The organism is Candidatus Defluviilinea proxima (genome assembly GCA_016721115.1).
GTDB lineage: Bacteria > Chloroflexota > Anaerolineae > Anaerolineales > Villigracilaceae > Defluviilinea > Defluviilinea proxima.
The window spans coordinates 12539-32778 of sequence record JADKIW010000002.1 but is presented as its reverse complement, the minus strand read 5'-3'; the positions used below and the strand labels follow the sequence as shown (position 1 = coordinate 32778).

Sequence of the window (20240 nt, the reverse complement as noted above, 5' to 3'; positions counted from 1 at the left end):
CTTTTGATAGAACTCCAGGGATGGCCCTTCACGTGCGGATGTTCTGAATCTTTCCACGTATTTTCTTAAATAGATCAACATTTATTAACGAGTCATGTTGTCTTCGCCATCACTGCCCAGTGTGATGGTCAATCCGCCGCGCAAACGGACTTGCTCCTCAAAGTCTTCAACCAACGCGCGACCCCGATCCTTGACCTTGCTTGTTTGGCTGTACCGCCAGCGGATGCAATTCCCAGATGTGACCGTCATGTTGTGGGATGCCGCCGATGATGCCAAGTAAATTTCCTGCCATCGATTGCTGCGCGACAAATTCGTTCTGGCTCCGAGCATTTCGTGAATTTCTTTCAACCCTTCTTCAACATGGGCCGGGCTTCGATCCAGTGTTCGCGTAGGTCCATTAATAATTGTGCGGCTGTGGATGATGTGTTCGGTTGTCAGATTGAAGTGTAATGATGTTCATGTTTATAATCTCCAAGTGACAGTCACCTTTAAGTGACCACTTCCTATAATCTTTACTTCCAAAACCGCGGCAGGTGTTCTTTGTAGCTGGTTAGATAATCATCCAGGATGTTTCTTTGCAGTATCAATATCGGTGATGACAGGGTCAAGCAGAAATTGCAGGGCTTTTTTCGATTGCCTTCTACTGCGGCACCTGCACACAACTGTGCAGCGGTAGTCGCGGCGCAGAAGTTCGGCGATGGGTTCGGGCATCGCGCCCATGTCGACGGGTTGGATCCTCGCTATTGACCACACGGGCGTTTCAACGGTTGCGCCGAGCGGTAGGTTGGCACTGTGGCAAACGTTGGGAGTTTGCTCAAGATGATAATGGAGTCGCGCCGCAACATTCTCGATCATTTCCAATGCGCCTTCTGAATCGGGTTTCGAGCAAGCCTTCGTGGTGGCTTCGCCGGTTGCCATTTCGTTCAAACGATATGCCTCAAAATCACGCACAGCTGCCATCACATCCCAATCATATAAACGGATGTTGTAATGCTCCCGGGGTGGTTAGGTTTCAGGATTACTCATCCACGGCAGATACTCGCATAAGTGAGTATCACCGGGAACGGGAACAAACCAAAGGCTGAGAAACGTCTCTCGTCAGCGGGTTCAAATTCCGACTGAGTTCGAAGAAGCGTTTTCTAAAGAGTGGATAAAGGTCCTCGCCAGTGCGTCGGTCATTAATGGAAAGAATCCAGGTGAAGTGATTCAATCCAGCGGCTCGAATATCAACAAGCGGAACAATTTGTTCGCGCACACGATGTTGCAGTGGATGTTGATCCACCGCGGCGTGCATGCCGGTGAGACCCTCGGGGACTTCGATGCCGAGATCGTTGGCGAGCGCAACACCCACCATGCCATAGCCTGCAAAAATTTGATGACACAAACCAACCGCTTTTATTTTGCTATGCCGATTGACCGCGTCGCAAATACGCACCATGGGATTGGTGAAGTTGACGAACCAGACATTAGGGCAAGCCTGTTCCATATCATGCGCGATCTGCATGATGGGACCGATGTTGCGCGCGGCGTGGGCGAAGCCGCGGTCCGCCGTTTTCGGCGTAGGGCTGCGCACGCCATACTTGATGGGAATTTCGAAATCTTGTTTCCACAAATTTCCGCGCGCACCAACTTCAATGGCATTGACAACGAAGTGCGAATCGGCGAGCGCGTCTTGGATGATGAGTAACCGCGGTGATGGTGAAGTGCGAATCCATTCACGGTTGAGACGGTTTGCGAAAGGCTTTGAACGATATCAAGCGTTTCTGCGTTTCCGGTCCACGAGCGCGAGCGTGGAGCCTTTGCGTTTTGTGAGCGCATGATCGCGGATAATGTGTTTTCGCCGAACGATGCCGAGCCTGCGCCGATTACGGTGATCTTGGTGGGGATGGTCATGGTGGTTTGCCTTTTGTTGAATAGAGATTTATATTACTTTCCAAGTGATCAATCAGCAAGCTGATTGACTCCAGAGTTACATACGTCAATCATAACGCTGATTTAAAAATGAATCAAAACTGCCCCGCAGAGGGACGGGGCAGTTTTGATGACTTTATAACCAGAATTATGTATTGGATGTTTGCCAATGGTTTAGGCGGGCTGTTGGGGTACCGGTGGGTGCGGGTGACCAATTTTCTCATGATGTCGAACCAATACGGTGCGCCTTGTGCGGCTGCCATACCGCTGAGCAAAATGCCAACGATCTTTCCCACCCAGCCGTTGGCATCTGTGGGTATATTCTTTGACGACCAGCCGATGGGCAGTGAGAGTACATTAGGTTTCTCGGCATTTTGGCAATTTCTTCAATGCTGGGCGTCTGCCGGATTGCACATCCGTCTCTTTCACTTGGCTTGCCTCGAGTCACTATTGCCCTGTCTTAGGACGGGATCTGTCCACAGGCATTATGATCGCGCCTGTATCCACGTTGAGCGTTGCAGCGACAGCGATGCCAACGATGATCCCAACGATTGCATGCGGCGGCGATAAGCGCCACCGAGACGTTCCAGGGAGTCGTTGAACCAGCTTTCCACGCGTACACGGGCTTCTGTGATCGAGGGTGGCATCATCTGCTTTTTCTTCGATGCCGATCAAGGCGTATCGAGAGTTGGCGAAGTTTGTCAATGCGCTTCCTTCGCCCTTGGATTGAGCAGAAACGCTCTTCTTAAGATTGTCAAATGTGTTTTGGCGTCAGCAACTGCGATGCCTGAGTTGATCACTTCTTCAAAAAGCACCATGGCGAATTTATCCTGGGGAATGCCGCCCGGTTTACGTTTACCGTTGCTGCTATAGAGACCCTGGATCAAAGGGTGGTTATACAATTTATTCTTGACTTCAGGGTTGCCCAGCATCTGTTCAATGGCGTTCTCCAGCATGCTCGCACGCCATGCAAGACCGGATGCGATCCATTCCTGGATCTGCGATGTGATAACCGCCAAGATGACCCAAACAAATATGATGCCGATCGCGACTTGTATGATTGTGGTGAGATCCATATGTTCCTCCTGTAGGGTGTAGGTTTACCGATTCTGAGTTTCAGTACTGGCTGAGTATACATCTTTTGTAAATGTTATCCAAGTCATCTGCGGCGGAAATATTAAACAGACAACCTGCATCAGTGTTCCATTGATGCAGGTTGTTTAGGGAGATCGCTTTCAGAATTATTGAAATTGCACGGTGACGCTCATACCTGCGCGAATGCCTTTGGGGAGTTCATCCAGCGCTAGATGTATAGGTCACGCTTGTTGTAAACCCAATAGGACGCAATTATACAAACGACAATAATTGCGGCAGAGATGAGCAGGTACGTGCCGTCTAGTTCGCCGCTGCGGAAGAGTTCGCCCGCGTCGAAATACTTGAACGGGGTGAAGTATTTGAGAAAATCCAGGTCTTTCTGCATGCTGGCGACAATCGACATGGCGTAGGTCACCAGAATGATGCCAACGGCGGTTGAGCCGGAGAGTTTGTACTGCTGCACGGCGCAGCCCAACAGCAGGCCGATGGACAGAAAGATCATTTCGATAACGAACATGGCTTGCATCTCAAGCGCCAGGAAATCATAGAAGGCCTGGTCGGGTTTAAACGACTGCACTGCCACAAACGAGACAATCCAGGTGATCAGTACGAAGGCAATGCAGTTGACAAGGGCTGCCAGCGCCTTGGCTGTGATGACGGCTGCGGGATACCGGCAGCACGAGTGAAAACTCAACAGTCTTGTCGCGCTCTTCCTTGGAGATCATATCGCTGCCCCACATGGCGGATGCGATGGCGCTCATTAGTCCAAAGTAGATGAACATGACCCCGTAGAAGCCACTCAACGTGGTCAGGTTAAAGCCGCGCATGCTCAAGGCATCCAGCAGCGCCGGGGCATGGAATCCAGCATTTTCAGCAGCTCAGGGTCGCCAGCAAAGGCAGAAAATTTAGCCACCGACATCAAGATCAGTAGCATGATAATGAAGCTCCAGGGTTACCAGTGATTTTAGGTTGGCTCTGAGTTCACGAATAAAGATATTCATCATAGACCTCTTACGATACCGCCGGAATGTCGCGGCGGACACAGCCAAATAACTTACCGCCAGCGAAACCAGGGTGACTGTTACGTTGAGCGCTACCAACGGCGTATCATATGCGCTGTTCTTGACGATGGCTGCCGCATCCAGGTGCTTGAAGGGTGTGAGCAACTCCAAGTGACTACCGTACCAAATATGCCGCTGAAAGCACTTAACACGTATGTACCAAAACCCAGACCAAGGGCATACGGTGTCACGCTGCGCACGCGCTTGACCAACAGGGAGATGACCAGACCAACGCTCAAGAAAAAGAGTTGGAAGATCACGATGCTGAGCAGCAACAGGATCAGGGTGGATGATTCGTAAACACGATCCTCGCTGAAGAACGTGATGGCAACGAGACTGCTTAACCATACGACGAGATTGGTGATGGTCAGGCTGGTCAGCGCAGCCAGTAGTTTACTGGTCAATACCTGCGTGCGGCTGACCGGTTTGCTCAGCAGGAAGTCTGCTGTTAATTCGTTCTCTTCAATGGAGATCAGCCCAAAGCCGTAGTTGCTGGCTTGGATTGCCAGGCAAAGTTGAACGAACAGGAAGATGAAACTGTAAAAACCAAGCACAGTGGCGAGATCCATGTTATCCATCCCGAAGGCTGCCCGCAATTCTGGCGGATATTTTGCCGTGAATTCATTCATCAACGCAGCCTGATCGGCAAATACCGGGAACATGGAGAAAAAGAAAACGATGAGGAACGTCAAGCCAGTGACGGTGATCACCGATTTCAGCCGGGCGCGGAATTCGTGTCTGTAGATGTTTGCATCATAGTCTCCGCCTATTCACAGTAGTGCATGAAGATCTCTTCCAGAGTCGGCTCTTCAATGGTCCATCGGCAACCTGGATACTGCTGATCTTTGTAACACTACGTTGATATCGCCTTTGAAGAAGTTCGCCGTGCTGTTTTCCATCTGCAATGTGGTGACCCCGGGCATATTGAAGGATTCCGGATTCAGCCCATCCGCTGTCACACGCACTTTTTGTAGTTGTTCTGCTGCAGGGTGCGAATATCAGGAGATTTCGGCGATCTTGCCCTCGCGGATGATGCCCACCCGGTTGCACATCCGCTGCACTTCCCAATATGTGCGAGGAGAAGAACACGGTCACGCCGCGGGCGTTCTCAGCGCGGATCAGCTCGAAGAACTTGCGCTGCGTCAAGCGGATCGAGTCGAGGGTGGGTTCATCCAGGAACAGCAGTTTGGGGCTGTGCAGCAAGCCCTGCACGATACCGACCTTCTTCTTGTTGCCGTAAGATAAATCGCTGATGCGGCGGTTCATCTCCAACTCCATGATTTCCGATAGTTCGTGCATGTTTGGTAAGTCGCCTTCGTAAAAGCTGGCGGAATACTTGAGCAGGTCAATGACCTTCATGCCTTCTGTAGTAATAGACCTCTGATGGCAGGTAGCCAATATTGCGGCGGATTTCCGGACCCTGGTGACCACGTCCTTGCCAAAAACTTTGCCGCTGCCGCTGGTTGGATGGATCAGCGACAAAAGCAGGCGGATGGTGGTGGATTTCCGGCACCGTTCGGTCCAATAAGCCGAAGATTTCACCCTCTTCGACGCTGAACGAGACATCCGCGATGCCGCGCGCTTTGCCATACTGCTTGGTCAGATTGGTAACTTCGATAATACTCATATCTTTGCTCCTTTGCAAAAAATACTAATGGTCTGACGGTCTCCAGAATGACGGTCCGGCGTTTGTGCTGCCAGATGTTGCGCCAGGCAAGGCGCAACTAGAAGTTGCATTGTCTTTTTCTTTCTCTCAGATGTTCCGAGACCGACTTTGTAAAACTTCAGGTTTTGTTGCGTCAGCTGGGACATCCAGCCATTCTTTCAATACATTGATATCGCCCAGAGGTAAAGAACCAGGCGGCGCGCCAAGGATCCGTTCGAATGAATCCGAGTAGGCATCTATCAAAGCCTCAAGGCGCTCTAACGCATCGGGTGGTGGGTGGTCGGTCAGTAATAATTCAACGAGCTTGTCTTCAAATCCGTGCGATAACCCCACGAACATATTCGCAAATTGGTCCGGGTATTTTGTTGAAAATACGCCCTCAGCCATCCCTTGTCGGACGATCTCCGCCAGCATGGGTGCAATGCGCTTGATGGATGCGGACTCTGCTTCTGGCGCATAATGGCGTTTGCATCGGCGTGCCACACGGAACAGGTCAAGCATAAAAGATTTTTTGCGACACTTTCCAACGTCCGGCAGTATCAAAATAGCGCCGAAATTTTTCGATGGCAGATAAGTCCTTTGCCTCCACAATGGGGCGCAGGACCTGCTCGGCATCATCCAGCATCCGTTCGATCAGCCCATCGAGCAAAGCCTGTTTCGAGTCAAAATAATGATAGAAGGCACCCTTGAGATCTTCAGCGCATCCAGAATATCCTGAATGGACATTTTCTCGTAACCCTTGGTATATACCAGCCTCTGGGCGACATCCAAAATTTCTTTGCGCCGGGCGGCATAATCTTCTTCTTTTACAATGCGGGGCATATTTTTCTCTCTTAATAAACCGACCGTCGGTTTATTTTTCGACGAGATTATAGAACCGCCTTGGATTTGTGTCAATATGATTCTGAGTGACTTATGTCACTTTTGACGAAATCTTGACTCGCCTCGTTTCTCAGCCGAAACCTGCTTCTGTTTTCTGAACCCTTTCCCAAGCTGACACAATCACCGTCACCCCTGTCGGATTATCTTTTACTGACTACTGTTCACTGATAACTGCTTTCTACCCACTGCCTACTGCCTTCTGCATGACCACCTTCACCAACAACCCTGCCCTCCAAAATGCGACTGCCGCCATCCCATGCGCCAGCACTGCGAACAACGGTGGAGTCTGATACGTGTAATAGGTCCAGCACTCGCGCGTGGTGCCCCATAGCTCGAGATAATATCCCAACCCTGAACCGGCGATGAAGGTCAAGACTGCGTAACGATGATCTGTAGGCGTTAGGATGAGGAGCAGGCATAAGAGGATAGCGAGCCATGTATAGGACTTGTCAAAGGTTGGGGCAACAAAGACCAGCATCAAGCTTAGGAAGAGCGTGAACGTTATCCAATACAGGAATCGCAAAGTCTCCTGACTTTGCACGGACGACGGGAGTCGCCGGAGTCCATAATCCATTAAGCGTGTGATCCGATCAATGGACAGTGATGCAATGGGCCACGCAGGAATGATCCACAACGGCGGACGTTCGGCAGTGTAGTAATGCCAGAGGTTGGTCTGTGTGCCCCACGATTCGATGGCAAGACCACCACAGACACCCACGAAGATAATCAATAGATCCGTTTTGATATTTGCGCGCGCAATGATGGTCATGGACATGAAACCAAAGATGCCGAGCAGCAGCCAATCCATGTACCTCCACCACTCGCCATCCCAATCCACATACTTGAGATACTCCTCGGCGAGGGGCCACCAGATGTAGACGATAAGAAAGATGGTCAGCAAGAACCCGCCGAGCAGAATACTACTATCGCGGGTCCAAAAATGTTTGAGGGCGTTACGGATGGAAGACATATATGGAATTATAGCAGTGAGATCTTAAACAAAATATTAACCGGGATAGGTTACAAGTACCTTGTGTTTTTATCCGCTCTCACATAGAATCAATTTATTGCCATAAGGCGGAGCAAGGTCTCGTTCGGTATCGTATAAAACTGTCGTTTACATTTTAGGAGGTGTGCGGAATTTAACGTAATCGAGCAAGCGTGCAAGAATGTGATTTTCAACCATCAATTTCATAACGTCTTTTGTTTGAGGAGAACAAACAGACCAAAACGTTTTCGAAAGTGTTTTCACTGGCACTAATACTGGCATTGGTGCTAAGTGCGGTGCCGATGCAGTTTGCAAGCGCTGCTACGCCCACAGAATTATTCTTTTCAGAATATCGAAGGTTCGAGCAATAACAAAGCCCTCGAGATCTATAACGGCACTGGCGCCGCGGTAGATCTTGCAGCAGGTGGATATAGTGTTCAAATGTTTTTCAATGGCAACCCAGTCTCTACCCTTACGATAAATTTGACGGGCACAGTTGCTAATGGAGATGTATATGTTCTGGCGCAATCAGCTGCTAACGCAACTATCCTCGCCCAAGCCGACCAGACCAATGGTTCAGGCTGGTTCAATGGTGACGATGCGGTAGTTTTGCGCAAAGGCACCACAGTGATTGATGCGTTTGGACAAATTGGTGTTGATCCGGGTTCCGAATGGGAACGGGACTTGATAGTACAGCCGATAACACCCTCGTCGAGCAGATACAATCTGTGCCGGTGACGCCAATGGCTCAGATGCATTTGATCCTTCTATTGAGTGGGAAGGCTTTGTAACCGATACCTTTGGCGGACTTGGTTCTCCACACCGCCAATTGCAATGTGTCGTTGATGCCGCCCCGAAGTATCCAGCACCTACCCTGTAAACGGCGCAACTGACTTCCCAATCGGTGCAAACCTGAGCGTGACGTTCAGCGAACCCGTTAACCTGGACACCGCGTGGTTCGACCTAATCTGTTCCACCAGCGGGACGGTTTCTGCGACGGTGACCGGTGGTCCTGCCAGCTTTGCGCTTGACCCAGCTGTAAACCTCGTCGATGGCAGATCCTGCACATTGACGATTTATGCCGACAATGTCACTGACCAGGATGCTAATGATCCACCCAATAATATGGTCCTTGATTTCGCCGTTGGCTTCACCGTACGATGTATGTACTGCTCCGTATACCCCGATCTATTCCATTCAAGGTAGTGGCGCGACTGTAGCATTGACTGGCACACGCACCACTCAGGGGGTTGTCGTTGGTGATTACGAAGGCACATCCCCGGCGTTGCGTGGTTTCTTTATTCAAGACCCGGCTGGCGATGGCAACCCTGCCACCTCTGACGGCATCTTTGTATTTGAAGGCAGCAATGCCAATACCGCCGTCCTGGCGATGTTGTGCGTGTGACCGGAACCGCGAGTGAGAATCAGGGACAATCACAGATCTCTGTTGGAACGATTGTCAATTGTGGTACGGGCTCCGTTACCCCAACCGATGTGACTTTCCCCGTAGCCTCGGCTGACTTCCTTGAACAATATGAAGGCATGCTCGTCCGCTTACCGCAGACCATGTACGTGACCGAACACTTCCAGCTTGGACGCTTCGGTCAGGTCGATCTCTGCGGATGGCAGACTCAACAACCGACCAATGTCGTGGCTCCGGGCGCGCTGCCATTGCCATGCAACTCGCAAACAACTTGAACAAGATCATTTTGGATGATGCCTCACAGGCGCAAAATCCCGACCCGATCCTGTTTGCACGTGGCGGATCGCCTTTAAGCGCGAGCAACACTTTGCGCGGTGGTGATACAGCCACCGGCGTTGTGGGTGTATTGAACTACACCTGGGCAGGTAACTCCGCTAGCGGCAATGCCTATCGCGTCCGCCCGGTCAATGCCTTGAATGGTTACGTCAACTTTGAACCGACCAACCCGCGCCCAACTTCCGTCCCAGATGTGGGCGGTGATGTGAAGGTCGTGGGCATGAACCTGCTCAACTTCTTCAACACATTTGATGGTCTTCCTGATAATGTGGATAACTGTTCGCTCGGCTTCGGCGGTGGATCAACGGATTGTCGCGGTGCAGATACCCAGTCTGAGTTTGACCGCCAATATCCCAAGACTGTTGCCGCGATCCTCGCGATGAACGCCGATGTCATTGGCGTGAATGAGATCGAAAATGACGGTTATGGTTCAGCCAGTGCTCTCCAGACCCTCGTGGATCAACTCAATGCCGCGACCACTCCCGGTACTTACGCCTTCATTGACGTGGATACGAATACGGACAGGTCAACGCCATGGGCACCGATGCCATCAAGGTAGCGCTTCTCTACAAGCCGGCAGTTGTTACTCCTGTTGGGCAGACCGCGGCTCTGAATACGGAAGCCTTTGTCAACGGCGGCGACAGCGCCCCGCGTAGTCGTCCCTCTTTGGCGCAGGCGTTCGAACAGAACTCCAATGGACAGCGTTTCATCGTCAATGTAAATCACCCAAGAGCAAAGGCTCCGCTTGTACCGTTCCTGATGCTGGCGATGGACAGGGCAACTGTAATGAAGTCCGTGTGAATGCTGCCACCGAATTGATGAACTGGCTCGCCAGTGACCCGACTGGCACCGGCGACCCGGACATCCTGCTCGTGGGTGACTACAACTCCTATGCCATGGAAGATCCGATCATGGTCATTGAGAATGCCGGGTTCACCCATCTCATCAAGTCCTTCCTCGGACCCGATGCCTACTCCTACGTCTTTGATGGGCAGGTGGGGTTACCTTGATCATGCACTCCAGTTCAAGCTCCTCCTGTCGCAGATCACGGGTGTTGGCGATTATCATATCAACTCAGACGAACCCAGTGTGCTCGACTACAACACTGATTTCAAGACTGCTAACCTGATCGCTTCGCTCTACGCTCCAGATCAATTCCGTGTTTCGGATCATGATCCTGTGATCGTTGGCTTGTGCACACCGCCTTCGTTAAAGCGTTACTGTCTCTCCCGACTCGCTCTGCACGCCTAATCACAAGTACAAGACGGTGGAAGCTTCGTTCACATCCACCAGCGATGTTGCTTCGTGACGTTGTTATCAGTTACATCCAACGAACCTGATAACGACCTCGGTGATGGCGATACTGCCAATGACATCGTCATTGTGGATAACGATACGATTAAACTGCGCGCAGAACGATCTGGCACTGGCGGTGGTCGCATTTACACCATCACATACCAAGCTACGAATACCTGTGGCGCGACTGTAACTGCCACAGCAACAGTCACCGTCCCACATAATAAGTAAGCGCAATGCAAGTGCAAAAGGTGCCCGCCAATCGGCGGGCACCTTTTAATCAACTCTCTATCAAACTACTTATACACCTGCGGATTCACACAATTCGGCAAATGATCACCCTTCAAACCGGCGATCAGATTCTTTGCAGCCAGCCATGCCATCTTATCGCGCGCCGTTTTGCTGGCGCTGGCGATATGCGGCACGATGACAATATTATCCAGTGTCAATAATGGATGATCGGCAGGCAAAGGTTCAGGCTCGGTCACATCGAGTCCAGCCGCGAAGATGCGTTTGAATTTCAAGGCTTCGTACAGCGCATCCATATCCACAACCGGTCCGCGTGATGTGTTCACAAGCACTGCGCTGGGCTTCATCATGGATAAGGCTTCCGAGGTCGATCAAATGGTGGGTATCAGGCGTCAGCGGCGTATGCAGCGAGATGAAATCCGATTCTTCGAGCAGAGTCTCAAAATCCACACGTGTTGCTTTTACATCCGGATCTTGCCTTGCTTCACTGGGGTCGTAATAGATCACGCGCATATCAAATCCCACTGCGCGGCGCGCCATGGCTTTGCCGATGCGTCCAAAACCAACCAGCCCCAGCGTTGAGCCGCGCATTTCGGTGCCCAACAAAAGCATCGGACCCCACGTCTGCCATTTGCCAGCCCGCACATAACGATCGCCCTCAAGAACGCGGCGCCCTGCACTCAGCATCAACGTAAAAGCAAAATCGGCGGTCGCATCGGTCAGCACATCGGGCGTGTTGCCCACCGGCAATTTGCGCGCGGTCGCGGCATTCACATCGATGTTATCGTAGCCCACTGCAAAATTACTGATCACCTTCAATTGCTCGCCCGCCGCATCCATCACTTCACCATCGATCTTATCCGTCAGCAAACACAATAAACCATCCACGCCTTGCACGCGGTGCATCAATTCATCACGGCTGGGCGGCAGCTCTCTTTCCCACAGATCCACTTCGCAAAAATCTTTTATAAGCTCCAAGCCCTTATCGGGAATCACTCGTGTTACAAAACTTTGGTTTCGACATACGCTCTCCAAAAAAATAATTCTGATATGATAACAGATATGGATGCAAATAGTTTCGCCACTCACAGCCTCACAGACGAGCGCGTTTTGCGAATTCTTTTTGCCGCACTCGAAGCTGTTGATCCTACAAAGCCGTGCAAAAACATCTTCCGAATCTTTCCGGGGCGCGTATATGGATTAGCCATTGGAAAGCCTCCATCCCCATGCTGACAGCCCTTGCGGAAGCATATCCACTCTCCGGCGCACTCGCCATCAGCAAACACGCTTCATCCCTCAGCCGGAACCTGTTTCCTGTTTTCCTGGGCAGTCACCCCATCCCAGACTCGCGTTCACTCGAAGCAGGTACACGCGTTTTAGATTTTGTTTCTGCATTGAATGCAGAAGATACCTTGGTATGTTTAATTTCCGGCGGCGGCTCGGCATTGGTTACTGCACCCTATAACGGTATCTCGCTTGAAGATATGCAAACACTGACATCGTTGTTGTTATCTTGTGGCGCGCGCATTGATGAGATCAACACGATTCGCCGCAGCCTTGATCAAGTCAAAGGTGGGGGATTGGCGATGCAACGAAGGCGAAAAATTATCAGCTGATTCTTTCGGATGTGATCGGGAATCCGCTCGGAAGCGATTGCATCTGGTCCCACATTCCCCAACCCGACAACCAATGCAGATGCTTTGAATATCTTGAAGAAATATAAAATTGACGGGCAGGTTTCAGGATTCAATTTTGAATTTTGGGTCAGGAGCTCTGGTGCTCCGTCTCTCCAACAGCAAGCTGTTGGACTCCGGAATCAGAATATCATCATTGGCGATAACCGACTCGCCGCGCAAGCCGCGCTTGAACAAGCGCAACGTGAAGGCTTTACTGCTGAGATCTTGACGAACGAATTACAAGGTGAAGCGCGTGAAGTGGGGATGATGCTCGCTAATCGTCTGCGTGTAAGCGCTGAACAAATGACTCGTCCGTTCTGTTTGATCGTAGGTGGAGAGACTACAGTGACCATTACAGGTAACGGCAAAGGCGGGAGAAATCAAGAACTGGCGTTAGCCGCCATGCTGACTTAAGGGGTTTGGAAAATGTAATGCTGATCGCGTTGGCAACCGATGGCGAGGATGGTCCCACCGATGCGGCGGGTGCGGTGGTGACATTTGAATCCGCTCAAAGGGCTGAGATGCTTGGGGTCGACGCAGCAGACCACTTGTCGAGGCATGATGCGTACGTCTGCTTTGATAAATTAGGCGATTTGCTGAAGCCCGGTCCAAGTGGGACGAATGTCAATGATCTGATCTTTTTAATTGGCTTGTAATGTGTGTGGAGAAATCTCCGTCATTTTCCCTTTTGCAAGAATACCACGGAGATCCCTCCACACAACAAGGTAAGTGCAAATAGTAAATTTGCCTGTATAGGTGGAAGAGGTAAAGCAATAAATGCCAGGCAGCCGATAAGTAAAGCAGCAACGTGCATTGTTGTCACTGCTTGGGTAGGGGACATGCCTAATTGCGTCAGTCGGTGATATACATGATCCTGGCCGGCTTTGAAGACAGGTAAACCTCGTCGCAAGCGCGAGACTACTACAAAGGTGGTATCAAAAATTGGAACCCCTAATAATAGAATAGGTACAAACCATGATGATGGCTGTGGCAAGCCTGGGGGATTATATGCCATGGCTAATGTTGCTAACATAAACCCTAGGAATTGTGCGCCGGAATCTCCGAGAAAAGTACGGGCAGGCGTAGTGTTGAAATAAAGCATACCGATGCAGCTGCCTAGCAGGAGAGTGCTTATATAAGTGAAATGTAATTGATCGGCATCGATGGTGACAAACAGGAAAAATGTAGAGGCGATTGCGGCAAGACCAACAGCCAACCCATCCATGCTATCCACTAAATTAAAGGCATTTGTGATACCCACAATCCAAAAAACTGTAATTGTGATGTTGATGATGGGATGTCCGAACATGTGTATGAAAATACCCTGCTGGATCAGAACTGCAGCCGCGATGATTTGCCCGGTTAATTTCCAACTGGCTGACAAGCCTCGTATATCATCCCATATGCCAAATATGAGAATAAGAACAGACGCAGCTAAAATGGCGCGAATATCCTGTGATTGCAATTCTCTGTTTGCAATAGTAATTGAAAATACCACGATGGCAATAGCGATTCCGCCGCCTTTGGGAACGGGGTATAAATGGATCTTATGCGGAGCGCTATTTGGATGATCAACAAGTTGAAACCGTTGGGCGATCTTAATACTCAAAGGCGTAATGAGCAGCGTAATCAGTGTTGCCCAAAAAAGCGGCACGAAAAACTGCAGGATCATAAAATTCTCCGAAGGTGTCGCTGCTGTATATTAGGCATTGTGATTGGATATTCCTATACGTGTTTCGTAAGCACTTGATTGTATACCCCAAGATTTTTGGAAATAATATGTGAGAGACTGAATTGATCAAGAGCGATATCACGACCAGCCTTACCCATTGTACTACGCAGAGCAGGGTTGGTCAGCAATAATTCCAGTGCGTTCGCCAATGCTAGAGAATCGCGCGGGGCAACCAGTACACCGTTAACTCCATGTTTTACTACGTCACGGCAACCGGGAACGTCAGTTGTCACGATTGGTATACCGCTGGCGCAAGCTTCAAGCAGGGCATTCGGTACGCCTTCGCGGTAAGATGGCAGGCAGAAAATGTCTGCTTTGGCAAGTGTTGCTGGCATATCATCCTGCCAGCCCCACCACTCTGCGAGCGTTTCTTGCTTCCATGAGTCAAGTTGTCCCTGCTGGATTGAGGCAGGGTTGCCGGGGTCAACTGTCCCTGCAATAGCAAAGCGGGCCTGGATGCCCTTTTGTTTTAGATTGCGGACCGCATCTATAAATTCCCCCAGTCCCTTTGTTGCGAGAAGCCGGCTTGAAAAAAGGACGAGAGGGATTTCGCTTGTTTTTTTAGTGGGCTGAAACCTGTCCACATCCACGCCTGTGCCTGGGATGAGATGGGACTGCTCTGGTTTGATGAATTTGTTTTGAATAAAGACCTTGCGATCTTCCGGGTTTTCAAATATTACCTGGGTGCGGCGCAGGCTAAATCGGTAGAGCCATTTGGCGAGCCAAAGTAAGGTGCGAGCGACGAGGCTTGAATCAATAAAAAGATGTCCAAGACCTGTAATCGAATTGATAATGCCGGGTATCTTCATAACATGTGCGGCAATGGAGCCATAAATTACCGGCTTGATCGTAAAGTGATGGACGATATGGGGACCGACTTGTTGGTATACCCGTATCAAATGGTATAGGGTTCTTAATTCTTAAATGGGTTGGTCCCCTGTCTTGAGAGCGGAAAAGAAATCCAGGAAAAGCCCCGGGCTTTTAACCGTTCGTGGAAATCACCAGGCGGGGAAAGTAGAATTACTTCATGCCCCTGGTTACGTAGTTCTTTTGCAAGCTCCAGACGGAAATTGTATAAATACCAGTCTGTGTTAGCGAAGAGGATGATTTTCACTTGCCAGCCTTGTCTTGTGAAATGAGCGCCTCATATAAGATATTATATTTTTGCACCATTGTAGCTAGACCATATTCTGCACTGGCTTTTCGACGGGCGAATTCTCCCATTTGCTCGCGTTGGGCAGGCGCCGTCAGTAATTTACCAAGTGCCTCCGCGCAGGCGTGAACGTTGTTGGATTCGAAAATGTATCCGCATTGGCTGTTGATTAGTACGGGATGATCGGCAACATTGCTCAGAACACAAGGAAGCCCGATCGCCTGCGCTTCCATAATTGCAATGGGGCGGGCTTCATAGAGTGACGTAAGGACAAAAATATCGGCTTGATAGAGAAGGTCGACTACGTCTGAACGATTTCCCAGAACGTTGTGATAGACGTCAGTTCAAGTTTCTGTGCCATGTCTTCAAGCATTCTCCGATCAGGAATATCACCGACGAGCCAAAGATTGAATTCGAATCCTTTTGGCGCAGGATATTCGCGGCGTTCAAGAGTAGTGGTATATTTTTTTGCGACGTATGACGGGCGACGCAAATTATTACGGGAGTGTCGTTTTGTTTGTGGTTGCCAGGTTTTTGGATAATATCCAGATTGATCCCATACGTGATTAAGTGCGCCTGTTCTGTACGTGCGTATTTTTTTTGCAGAGACTCCTCGTAGGTGCGTTGAGCGACATAAACGAGGTGTGTGGGGGTAAGATGATTTATACGCGCCTCAATCGGGCATATAGCCAGCGACGAATAAACATTCTCCATTGATAGTAGTAAGCAGGTAGGTGCAAGGTCATAACTGCAGGAATATGCTTGCGTTTCAACAAAGGACGGGCAATTAACCCTGTGCGGGAATCGTGGATATGGACCAGATCTGGTTTTAATTCATCAATCATGCGATTGAGTTGGAATATGGCTTGCAGATCTATCATGCTGCGGACGGTCCATGTGTAAATTTTTCCAGCACCTGCATTCTTGAAGCGTTCATCAAAATCTTTATTTGTGGTTGCAAGCAATTCAAAGGAGTACTCATGCTGAAGGGAATTACTAATTTGCAGGATGAATGTTTCCATGCCGCCTGTGCCTAATGGCAAGGCAGAGATATGAAGAATTTTGGGGCTCATCGGGTGATTACCCCTTTTTTCAACTGCATGGGGTTGCCATGCAGGTATTCAGCCAGTTTCCAACCTGTTTTTCCGAATATAGAAAATGCAAACAATAACCAGAAAGCCCGCCTGCGAGGAAAAGGCGGAAGTTGCCATGCTTTTAGTAGATAGCTGAGCGCGGTTTGAGTCTCACCGCCCCAGAAACAGAAAGAGGCTGAATGAATATATACCGTTTGCATGATGGTATTCTGGTCTTGCTGCAGTGTAGATAGGATTGCTGAGTTTGAAAATAGGTCTTCATAGATCGATATAAATTCACCAGCAAATTTGGACATAGCGCTGACTGTTTTGGCGGCGGAATGGAGACGTAACGCAGCCATTTCAACAGGCAGGTATTTCATGGAGGCAGTGAGCCCTATTCTTAACCAAAGATCGTAATCCATTACATAATGGAGTTTTTCGTTCAGAAAACCTGTTCGTTCCAAAACATTGCGATGCGTGAAAACGCTTGGTTGGGGGATGAAATTTTCAGTATCACGGACAAAGGCTTCATAATTAAATGATTGAACAGGATAATTCTGAATGAATTTGCCCTGCTCGTCAATGTAATTCGTTCTGCCATATACCGCGCCGATGGACGGTGTTGCCAGAAGCGCTTCAACCGCATTGCGAACTGCGAAGGGTTTTAAGAGGTCGTCTGCATTTACCCAGCCTAGGATATTGCCTTTTGCCAGACGCCAGCCTTTGTTGACTGCTTGCGATTGGCCGTCATCAGGCTCCGAGAGCCAATGGATTCTTTCACCATATGACTTTAGAATCTCAATAGTCCCGTCGTTTGAGCCGCCGTCGATGACCCAGTATTCCAAATTTGGATAATCTTGTGACAGAATGGATTCAATTGTCGCCTGAATAAATTTGCTTTGATTCAAAGATGGGGTCACTATGGAAACCAACGGTTGGTCGTTCATTTCTGTCCCTCAGCCTGGAAGACTTTCTCTAAGCTATCTGCCACCTGATGTGCGATGTTCTTCCATGGAAACTGATTTTCATAGCGGGCGCGTAACGCCTCGCCACGTTGGTGTGCAAGCTCGGGGTGGTCTAATGCTGTTCTCATGGCTTCTGTCAATTCATCTACAGATCCGGGTTGAACCAGCCAGCCGCTGATGCCAGCCTCAATTTGCTCGGGAATCCCACCTGTGTGTGGCAATGACCGGTAAACCAACGGATGCCGCAATTGGGATCACGCCGGATTGTGATGCGCTGGTATATGGCAGTATGAGGATGTCGCTTTGGAAAAAGTTTTTCAATTTCATCCTCAGGGATCCAGCGGTTGAGTATTTCGATATCGGGCAGGTTGTTCAGTATATTTTTGAATGGTTTTAGATCCCCTTCACCGGCAATTATAAGGCGAGCTTGATTCGTTTGACGTATATTGGCATAGGCGTGCAGTAATAGATCTAACCCTTTGTAGGGCATAATACGCCCAAAAAACAGGAGGGTAGGAATGTTTCTTTTTTGTGGTGCCAATGTCCGGCTTGGGGAGACGCGGTACGGTCCAAGAGGGATGACATCAATCTTGGCAGGTTGGATTCCGCGTTTGATCAACTCATCTGTAAGTTGACCGCTCATCACGATACACCTTTCGGCTTGCTTGATCGATGATTGTTCCAGTTTGCCGTAGAACCAGCTCGTTAAATCTGGATGAGGCCGCGGGTCGAACAAATACCACAGCTGGAACCCTGACATTCTATGTTGAATGATGGCATTCCACGGGTGGAACATTGGAAAAAGAAGCGCATCGGGTTGAAATTCATGCAGTTTATCGATCAATGTGTTGATACGGGTAGGAACGATAAGGGATGTGAGCGCGCCGATCGCATTGTGGAAAGTGGGTAGGATAAGTTGTTCGCTCTCAAGCGCCATCCAGCCGGGTTGGTTATCCCTGTATTGCGATGTGATAACGAGAGTGGAAAATATAGTTTGAAATTGCAGCGTCAGTTCGAGGCTGATCCAATTGCCTGCGCCACGGCGGCCAAGGTATATCAGTGCAACACGCATGCTTGAATCAAAATTCTTGTTTGGGTGGATTAAGTATCCCATTTGGAACCAGGGTGGGGGATGATGTGTGTGATTGTCGCCGGTTGTAATATCACTTTGATTATAGATTGCTGAGTATCAATGGTAGGATATTTCAATATCGGAAAATACCCATCTGATACAAGCTATTATAGAAGATCGAGCGCCTCAAATAAGGGGACATTTTCTGGTGGATCTCTTCTCGACTAACCTCGCGTCCATGCACCTGTTTTAGCAGGCGCTGCTCCTCACTTGATCCAACAGAATGTATCTGGGTACTTGTCTTTTGACCAGCATGCAATCGAAAAGCCGCCAGAAAACGCGGGAGGCGGCTAAATTTTGCACCTGCAGTTCTAAATCTTATGAGAAGATCCCAATCCAATGCGAATTGAAAAGATTCATCCATGCGACCGCCAATTTTTTCCCATAGGCTGCGCCGCCAAAATAGAGTTTCTTGCGGTATATAATCTTTCCAGAGAATGGACTGATCGTTATGCGGCGGTAAAACCCAGCGTCCGATCTCCTGGTCTTGTTCGTTAATGATAATACGATGACTGTAGACGACATCCACATCGGGATGCCGGGTGAAATAATCAGCTACATAGCTCAAGGTGCCTGGCAAAAGAATGTCATCTGAATTTAGATATGCCATGATCTCGCCACTGGTGTGTTGAAAGCCTAGGTTAATGGCATGCGCTTGTCCATTGTCTTGACTTGAGTTGAATTGCGTCAATTTTTCCTGAAATGAATTGAGGACAGCGTGGGTGTTATCCGTTGAATTTCCATCTTGAACAATGTATTCCAAATGCGGATACTGCTGGTCAAGTACGCTTCGAATGGTCCGTTCGATAAATTCACCTTGATTATAAGAAGGGGTTACGATGGCTATGCTTGGCAATATTTGGTTAGGCGTAACATGAGACGCTTGTGCATAGGATGCGGGAACAAAAAACGGTTTGGGGAGATATTGTTCCAACACCCCAACTTTCGGCAGGAAGTTGCGCCGAAAATGGATCAGTGCCTGAAGAAGCGGAGATCTTCTTAATGGACCGCTCTTAAGCCAAAAGGCATAGGATGTTTGGAAATCTTGAATGTGTTTTTCTTTAATCTCCAATTCACGCTTTTGTGCCTGGATCGCGTTTTCTTTTGCCTGGATCGCACTTTCTTGTGCCTGAATTGCGTTTTCTTTTGCCAGCAATTCATTTTCAAAGAATTGCTGGTTGTCGATTTCCCGTGAGAATACGTACTCATCGAAAATGTTCGGGGGCAATCGAAATGCCTCTATTAACTCCTGGTGTTCTTTTGCAACGTAAAACCTATTCAACCCATCGAAGTAGGCAAATTCATAGTTTGAAGAAGTGATCAAGGTTTCCCAATTTTCATGAGAAGGTATTGTAGTTGTTGGGATCGTTGCTTCGATCAACAGTATCCACGGGCGCCAGTGGGCAAGGTCCAGGCCTTGCAATACCTGCAATTCACCACCTTCAACATCGATGTTCATAAAGTGAATGGATGCTTCAGCATGTTCGGCAAGGATCTGGTTGAGTGTCAGCGAACGCACTTTGCGTTCCGTGACCTTGTTCCCGGCCTGGCGGTAACGGTTGGCAACATCCGGATCTGGCGTGCAGAGGGCTGAATCTG

General features: G+C 49.4%; 31 protein-coding genes and 3 pseudogenes. 12 read left to right on the top strand and 22 right to left on the bottom strand.

What is annotated here, in order from left to right; translation table 11 throughout:
* Positions 1–166: 166 nt before the first annotated feature.
* From IPP66_23520 to IPP66_23465, 12 genes are all read right to left on the bottom strand, one after another.
* Complete coding sequence (locus tag IPP66_23520; GenBank protein ID MBK9928245.1) at positions 167–292, bottom strand: GNAT family N-acetyltransferase; 126 nt, start codon at positions 290–292, stop codon at positions 167–169.
* 266 nt (positions 293–558) lie between these two features.
* Complete coding sequence (locus IPP66_23515; protein ID MBK9928244.1) at positions 559–960, bottom strand: hypothetical protein; 402 nt, start codon at positions 958–960, stop codon at positions 559–561.
* Between the two features lie 94 nt (positions 961–1054).
* On the bottom strand, positions 1055–1612 hold the full coding sequence (locus IPP66_23510) for a hypothetical protein (protein ID MBK9928243.1): 558 nt from the start codon (positions 1610–1612) through the stop codon (positions 1055–1057).
* A gap of 746 nt (positions 1613–2358) precedes the next feature.
* On the bottom strand, positions 2359–2616 hold the full coding sequence (locus IPP66_23505; protein ID MBK9928242.1) for a hypothetical protein: 258 nt from the start codon (positions 2614–2616) through the stop codon (positions 2359–2361).
* Complete coding sequence (locus tag IPP66_23500) at positions 2613–2987, bottom strand: hypothetical protein (GenBank protein MBK9928241.1); 375 nt, start codon at positions 2985–2987, stop codon at positions 2613–2615. The genes IPP66_23505 and IPP66_23500 overlap by 4 nt, the downstream gene beginning before the upstream one ends.
* A 227-nt stretch (positions 2988–3214) precedes the next feature.
* Positions 3215–3700 (bottom strand): ABC transporter permease subunit, encoded by a 486-nt coding sequence (locus IPP66_23495; GenBank protein MBK9928240.1) that lies wholly within the window; start codon positions 3698–3700, stop codon positions 3215–3217.
* A 399-nt stretch (positions 3701–4099) separates the two neighbouring features.
* Complete coding sequence (locus IPP66_23490; GenBank protein MBK9928239.1) at positions 4100–4777, bottom strand: ABC transporter permease; 678 nt, start codon at positions 4775–4777, stop codon at positions 4100–4102.
* A 43-nt stretch (positions 4778–4820) separates the two neighbouring features.
* Positions 4821–5657, bottom strand: coding sequence for an ABC transporter ATP-binding protein (locus tag IPP66_23485; GenBank protein ID MBK9928238.1), 837 nt, complete (start codon positions 5655–5657; stop codon positions 4821–4823).
* A gap of 163 nt (positions 5658–5820) precedes the next feature.
* On the bottom strand, positions 5821–6234 hold the full coding sequence (locus tag IPP66_23480; GenBank protein MBK9928237.1) for a hypothetical protein: 414 nt from the start codon (positions 6232–6234) through the stop codon (positions 5821–5823).
* Positions 6227–6382 carry a hypothetical protein gene (locus IPP66_23475; GenBank protein ID MBK9928236.1) on the bottom strand — a complete coding sequence of 52 codons (156 nt, stop codon included), beginning with the start codon at positions 6380–6382 and terminating at the stop codon, positions 6227–6229. The genes IPP66_23480 and IPP66_23475 overlap by 8 nt, the downstream gene beginning before the upstream one ends.
* Positions 6367–6555, bottom strand: coding sequence for a TetR family transcriptional regulator (locus IPP66_23470; GenBank protein ID MBK9928235.1), 189 nt, complete (start codon positions 6553–6555; stop codon positions 6367–6369). The genes IPP66_23475 and IPP66_23470 overlap by 16 nt, the downstream gene beginning before the upstream one ends.
* A 238-nt stretch (positions 6556–6793) precedes the next feature.
* Entirely contained in the window at positions 6794–7585 is a 792-nt protein-coding gene (locus IPP66_23465; GenBank protein MBK9928234.1) for a hypothetical protein, read from the bottom strand.
* Between the two features lie 320 nt (positions 7586–7905).
* Here IPP66_23465 and IPP66_23460 point away from each other — a divergent pair.
* The 9 genes and pseudogenes from IPP66_23460 to IPP66_23420 all read left to right on the top strand — a co-directional run bounded on the left by IPP66_23460 (position 7906) and on the right by IPP66_23420 (position 10889).
* Positions 7906–8483 (top strand): annotated as a pseudogene (locus tag IPP66_23460) (lamin tail domain-containing protein).
* Positions 8453–8809, top strand: a pseudogene (locus IPP66_23455) (Ig-like domain-containing protein). Before IPP66_23460 ends, IPP66_23455 begins: the two co-directional pseudogenes overlap by 31 nt.
* Positions 8712–9008, top strand: a complete 297-nt coding sequence (locus IPP66_23450) for a hypothetical protein (protein MBK9928233.1) — start codon at positions 8712–8714, stop codon at positions 9006–9008. The pseudogene IPP66_23455 and the gene IPP66_23450 overlap by 98 nt, the downstream one beginning before the upstream one ends.
* On the top strand, positions 9005–9301 hold the full coding sequence (locus IPP66_23445; protein ID MBK9928232.1) for a hypothetical protein: 297 nt from the start codon (positions 9005–9007) through the stop codon (positions 9299–9301). Before IPP66_23450 ends, IPP66_23445 begins: the two co-directional genes overlap by 4 nt.
* Entirely contained in the window at positions 9226–9921 is a 696-nt protein-coding gene (locus IPP66_23440) for a hypothetical protein (GenBank protein ID MBK9928231.1), read from the top strand. The genes IPP66_23445 and IPP66_23440 overlap by 76 nt, the downstream gene beginning before the upstream one ends.
* Entirely contained in the window at positions 9897–10163 is a 267-nt protein-coding gene (locus tag IPP66_23435) for a hypothetical protein (protein MBK9928230.1), read from the top strand. The genes IPP66_23440 and IPP66_23435 overlap by 25 nt, the downstream gene beginning before the upstream one ends.
* Positions 10160–10372 (top strand): hypothetical protein, encoded by a 213-nt coding sequence (locus IPP66_23430; GenBank protein ID MBK9928229.1) that lies wholly within the window; start codon positions 10160–10162, stop codon positions 10370–10372. The genes IPP66_23435 and IPP66_23430 overlap by 4 nt, the downstream gene beginning before the upstream one ends.
* A complete protein-coding gene (locus IPP66_23425) occupies positions 10329–10613 on the top strand; it encodes a hypothetical protein (protein MBK9928228.1) in 285 nt (94 codons plus the stop codon). Before IPP66_23430 ends, IPP66_23425 begins: the two co-directional genes overlap by 44 nt.
* Before the next feature lie 54 nt (positions 10614–10667).
* Positions 10668–10889 (top strand): hypothetical protein, encoded by a 222-nt coding sequence (locus IPP66_23420; protein MBK9928227.1) that lies wholly within the window; start codon positions 10668–10670, stop codon positions 10887–10889.
* Between the two features lie 65 nt (positions 10890–10954).
* Here IPP66_23420 and IPP66_23415 read toward each other — a convergent pair.
* Positions 10955–11903 (bottom strand): annotated as a pseudogene (locus tag IPP66_23415) (D-glycerate dehydrogenase).
* A 230-nt stretch (positions 11904–12133) separates the two neighbouring features.
* Here IPP66_23415 and IPP66_23410 point away from each other — a divergent pair.
* The 3 genes from IPP66_23410 (at position 12134) to IPP66_23400 (ending at position 13239) form a co-directional block, all read left to right on the top strand.
* A complete protein-coding gene (locus IPP66_23410) occupies positions 12134–12523 on the top strand; it encodes a DUF4147 domain-containing protein (GenBank protein ID MBK9928226.1) in 390 nt (129 codons plus the stop codon).
* Positions 12524–12616: 93 nt separating this feature from the next.
* Entirely contained in the window at positions 12617–12997 is a 381-nt protein-coding gene (locus IPP66_23405; protein MBK9928225.1) for a hypothetical protein, read from the top strand.
* Between the two features lie 17 nt (positions 12998–13014).
* A complete protein-coding gene (locus IPP66_23400) occupies positions 13015–13239 on the top strand; it encodes a hypothetical protein (GenBank protein ID MBK9928224.1) in 225 nt (74 codons plus the stop codon).
* Between the two features lie 20 nt (positions 13240–13259).
* Here IPP66_23400 and IPP66_23395 read toward each other — a convergent pair whose 3' ends face one another.
* The 9 genes from IPP66_23395 to IPP66_23355 form a co-directional block, all read right to left on the bottom strand.
* On the bottom strand, positions 13260–14255 hold the full coding sequence (locus IPP66_23395; protein MBK9928223.1) for an undecaprenyl/decaprenyl-phosphate alpha-N-acetylglucosaminyl 1-phosphate transferase: 996 nt from the start codon (positions 14253–14255) through the stop codon (positions 13260–13262).
* A gap of 53 nt (positions 14256–14308) precedes the next feature.
* The gene (locus IPP66_23390; GenBank protein MBK9928222.1) at positions 14309–15214 is read right to left on the bottom strand and encodes a glycosyltransferase family 4 protein; all 906 of its coding nucleotides are present in this window, start codon (positions 15212–15214) and stop codon (positions 14309–14311) included.
* A gap of 14 nt (positions 15215–15228) precedes the next feature.
* The gene (locus IPP66_23385) at positions 15229–15429 is read right to left on the bottom strand and encodes a hypothetical protein (protein MBK9928221.1); all 201 of its coding nucleotides are present in this window, start codon (positions 15427–15429) and stop codon (positions 15229–15231) included.
* The gene (locus IPP66_23380; GenBank protein MBK9928220.1) at positions 15426–15791 is read right to left on the bottom strand and encodes a glycosyltransferase; all 366 of its coding nucleotides are present in this window, start codon (positions 15789–15791) and stop codon (positions 15426–15428) included. Before IPP66_23380 ends, IPP66_23385 begins: the two co-directional genes overlap by 4 nt.
* Positions 15792–16130: 339 nt before the next feature.
* On the bottom strand, positions 16131–16541 hold the full coding sequence (locus tag IPP66_23375) for a glycosyltransferase (protein MBK9928219.1): 411 nt from the start codon (positions 16539–16541) through the stop codon (positions 16131–16133).
* A complete protein-coding gene (locus IPP66_23370; GenBank protein MBK9928218.1) occupies positions 16538–17491 on the bottom strand; it encodes a glycosyltransferase in 954 nt (317 codons plus the stop codon). The genes IPP66_23375 and IPP66_23370 overlap by 4 nt, the downstream gene beginning before the upstream one ends.
* On the bottom strand, positions 17488–17730 hold the full coding sequence (locus IPP66_23365; protein ID MBK9928217.1) for a glycosyltransferase: 243 nt from the start codon (positions 17728–17730) through the stop codon (positions 17488–17490). Before IPP66_23365 ends, IPP66_23370 begins: the two co-directional genes overlap by 4 nt.
* Positions 17655–18581, bottom strand: coding sequence for a glycosyltransferase (locus IPP66_23360; GenBank protein MBK9928216.1), 927 nt, complete (start codon positions 18579–18581; stop codon positions 17655–17657). Before IPP66_23360 ends, IPP66_23365 begins: the two co-directional genes overlap by 76 nt.
* A gap of 133 nt (positions 18582–18714) precedes the next feature.
* Positions 18715–20055 carry a glycosyltransferase gene (locus IPP66_23355; GenBank protein ID MBK9928215.1) on the bottom strand — a complete coding sequence of 447 codons (1341 nt, stop codon included), beginning with the start codon at positions 20053–20055 and terminating at the stop codon, positions 18715–18717.
* Positions 20056–20240: the final 185 nt, after the last annotated feature.

Bases quoted from the DNA above. Each gene is read 5' to 3' on its own strand.
- IPP66_23450 (MBK9928233.1), top strand. From the start codon at position 8,712: ATGATCCACCCAATAATATGGTCCTTGATTTCGCCGTTGGCTTCACCG.
- IPP66_23410 (MBK9928226.1), top strand. From the start codon at position 12,134: ATGCTGACAGCCCTTGCGGAAGCATATCCACTCTCCGGCGCACTCGCC.
- IPP66_23480 (MBK9928237.1), bottom strand. From the start codon at position 6,234: ATGCTTGACCTGTTCCGTGTGGCACGCCGATGCAAACGCCATTATGCG.
- IPP66_23465 (MBK9928234.1), bottom strand. From the start codon at position 7,585: ATGTCTTCCATCCGTAACGCCCTCAAACATTTTTGGACCCGCGATAGT.
- IPP66_23515 (MBK9928244.1), bottom strand. From the start codon at position 960: ATGGCAGCTGTGCGTGATTTTGAGGCATATCGTTTGAACGAAATGGCA.
- IPP66_23425 (MBK9928228.1), top strand. From the start codon at position 10,329: ATGCCTACTCCTACGTCTTTGATGGGCAGGTGGGGTTACCTTGATCAT.
- IPP66_23370 (MBK9928218.1), bottom strand. From the start codon at position 17,491: ATGAACGACCAACCGTTGGTTTCCATAGTGACCCCATCTTTGAATCAA.
- IPP66_23435 (MBK9928230.1), top strand. From the start codon at position 9,897: ATGGGCACCGATGCCATCAAGGTAGCGCTTCTCTACAAGCCGGCAGTT.
- IPP66_23470 (MBK9928235.1), bottom strand. From the start codon at position 6,555: ATGCCCCGCATTGTAAAAGAAGAAGATTATGCCGCCCGGCGCAAAGAA.
- IPP66_23485 (MBK9928238.1), bottom strand. From the start codon at position 5,657: ATGGCAAAGCGCGCGGCATCGCGGATGTCTCGTTCAGCGTCGAAGAGG.
- IPP66_23440 (MBK9928231.1), top strand. From the start codon at position 9,226: ATGGCAGACTCAACAACCGACCAATGTCGTGGCTCCGGGCGCGCTGCC.
- IPP66_23520 (MBK9928245.1), bottom strand. From the start codon at position 292: ATGGCAGGAAATTTACTTGGCATCATCGGCGGCATCCCACAACATGAC.
- IPP66_23360 (MBK9928216.1), bottom strand. From the start codon at position 18,581: ATGCGTGTTGCACTGATATACCTTGGCCGCCGTGGCGCAGGCAATTGG.
- IPP66_23400 (MBK9928224.1), top strand. From the start codon at position 13,015: ATGCTGATCGCGTTGGCAACCGATGGCGAGGATGGTCCCACCGATGCG.
- IPP66_23375 (MBK9928219.1), bottom strand. From the start codon at position 16,541: ATGAGCCCCAAAATTCTTCATATCTCTGCCTTGCCATTAGGCACAGGC.
- IPP66_23500 (MBK9928241.1), bottom strand. From the start codon at position 2,987: ATGGATCTCACCACAATCATACAAGTCGCGATCGGCATCATATTTGTT.
- IPP66_23395 (MBK9928223.1), bottom strand. From the start codon at position 14,255: ATGATCCTGCAGTTTTTCGTGCCGCTTTTTTGGGCAACACTGATTACG.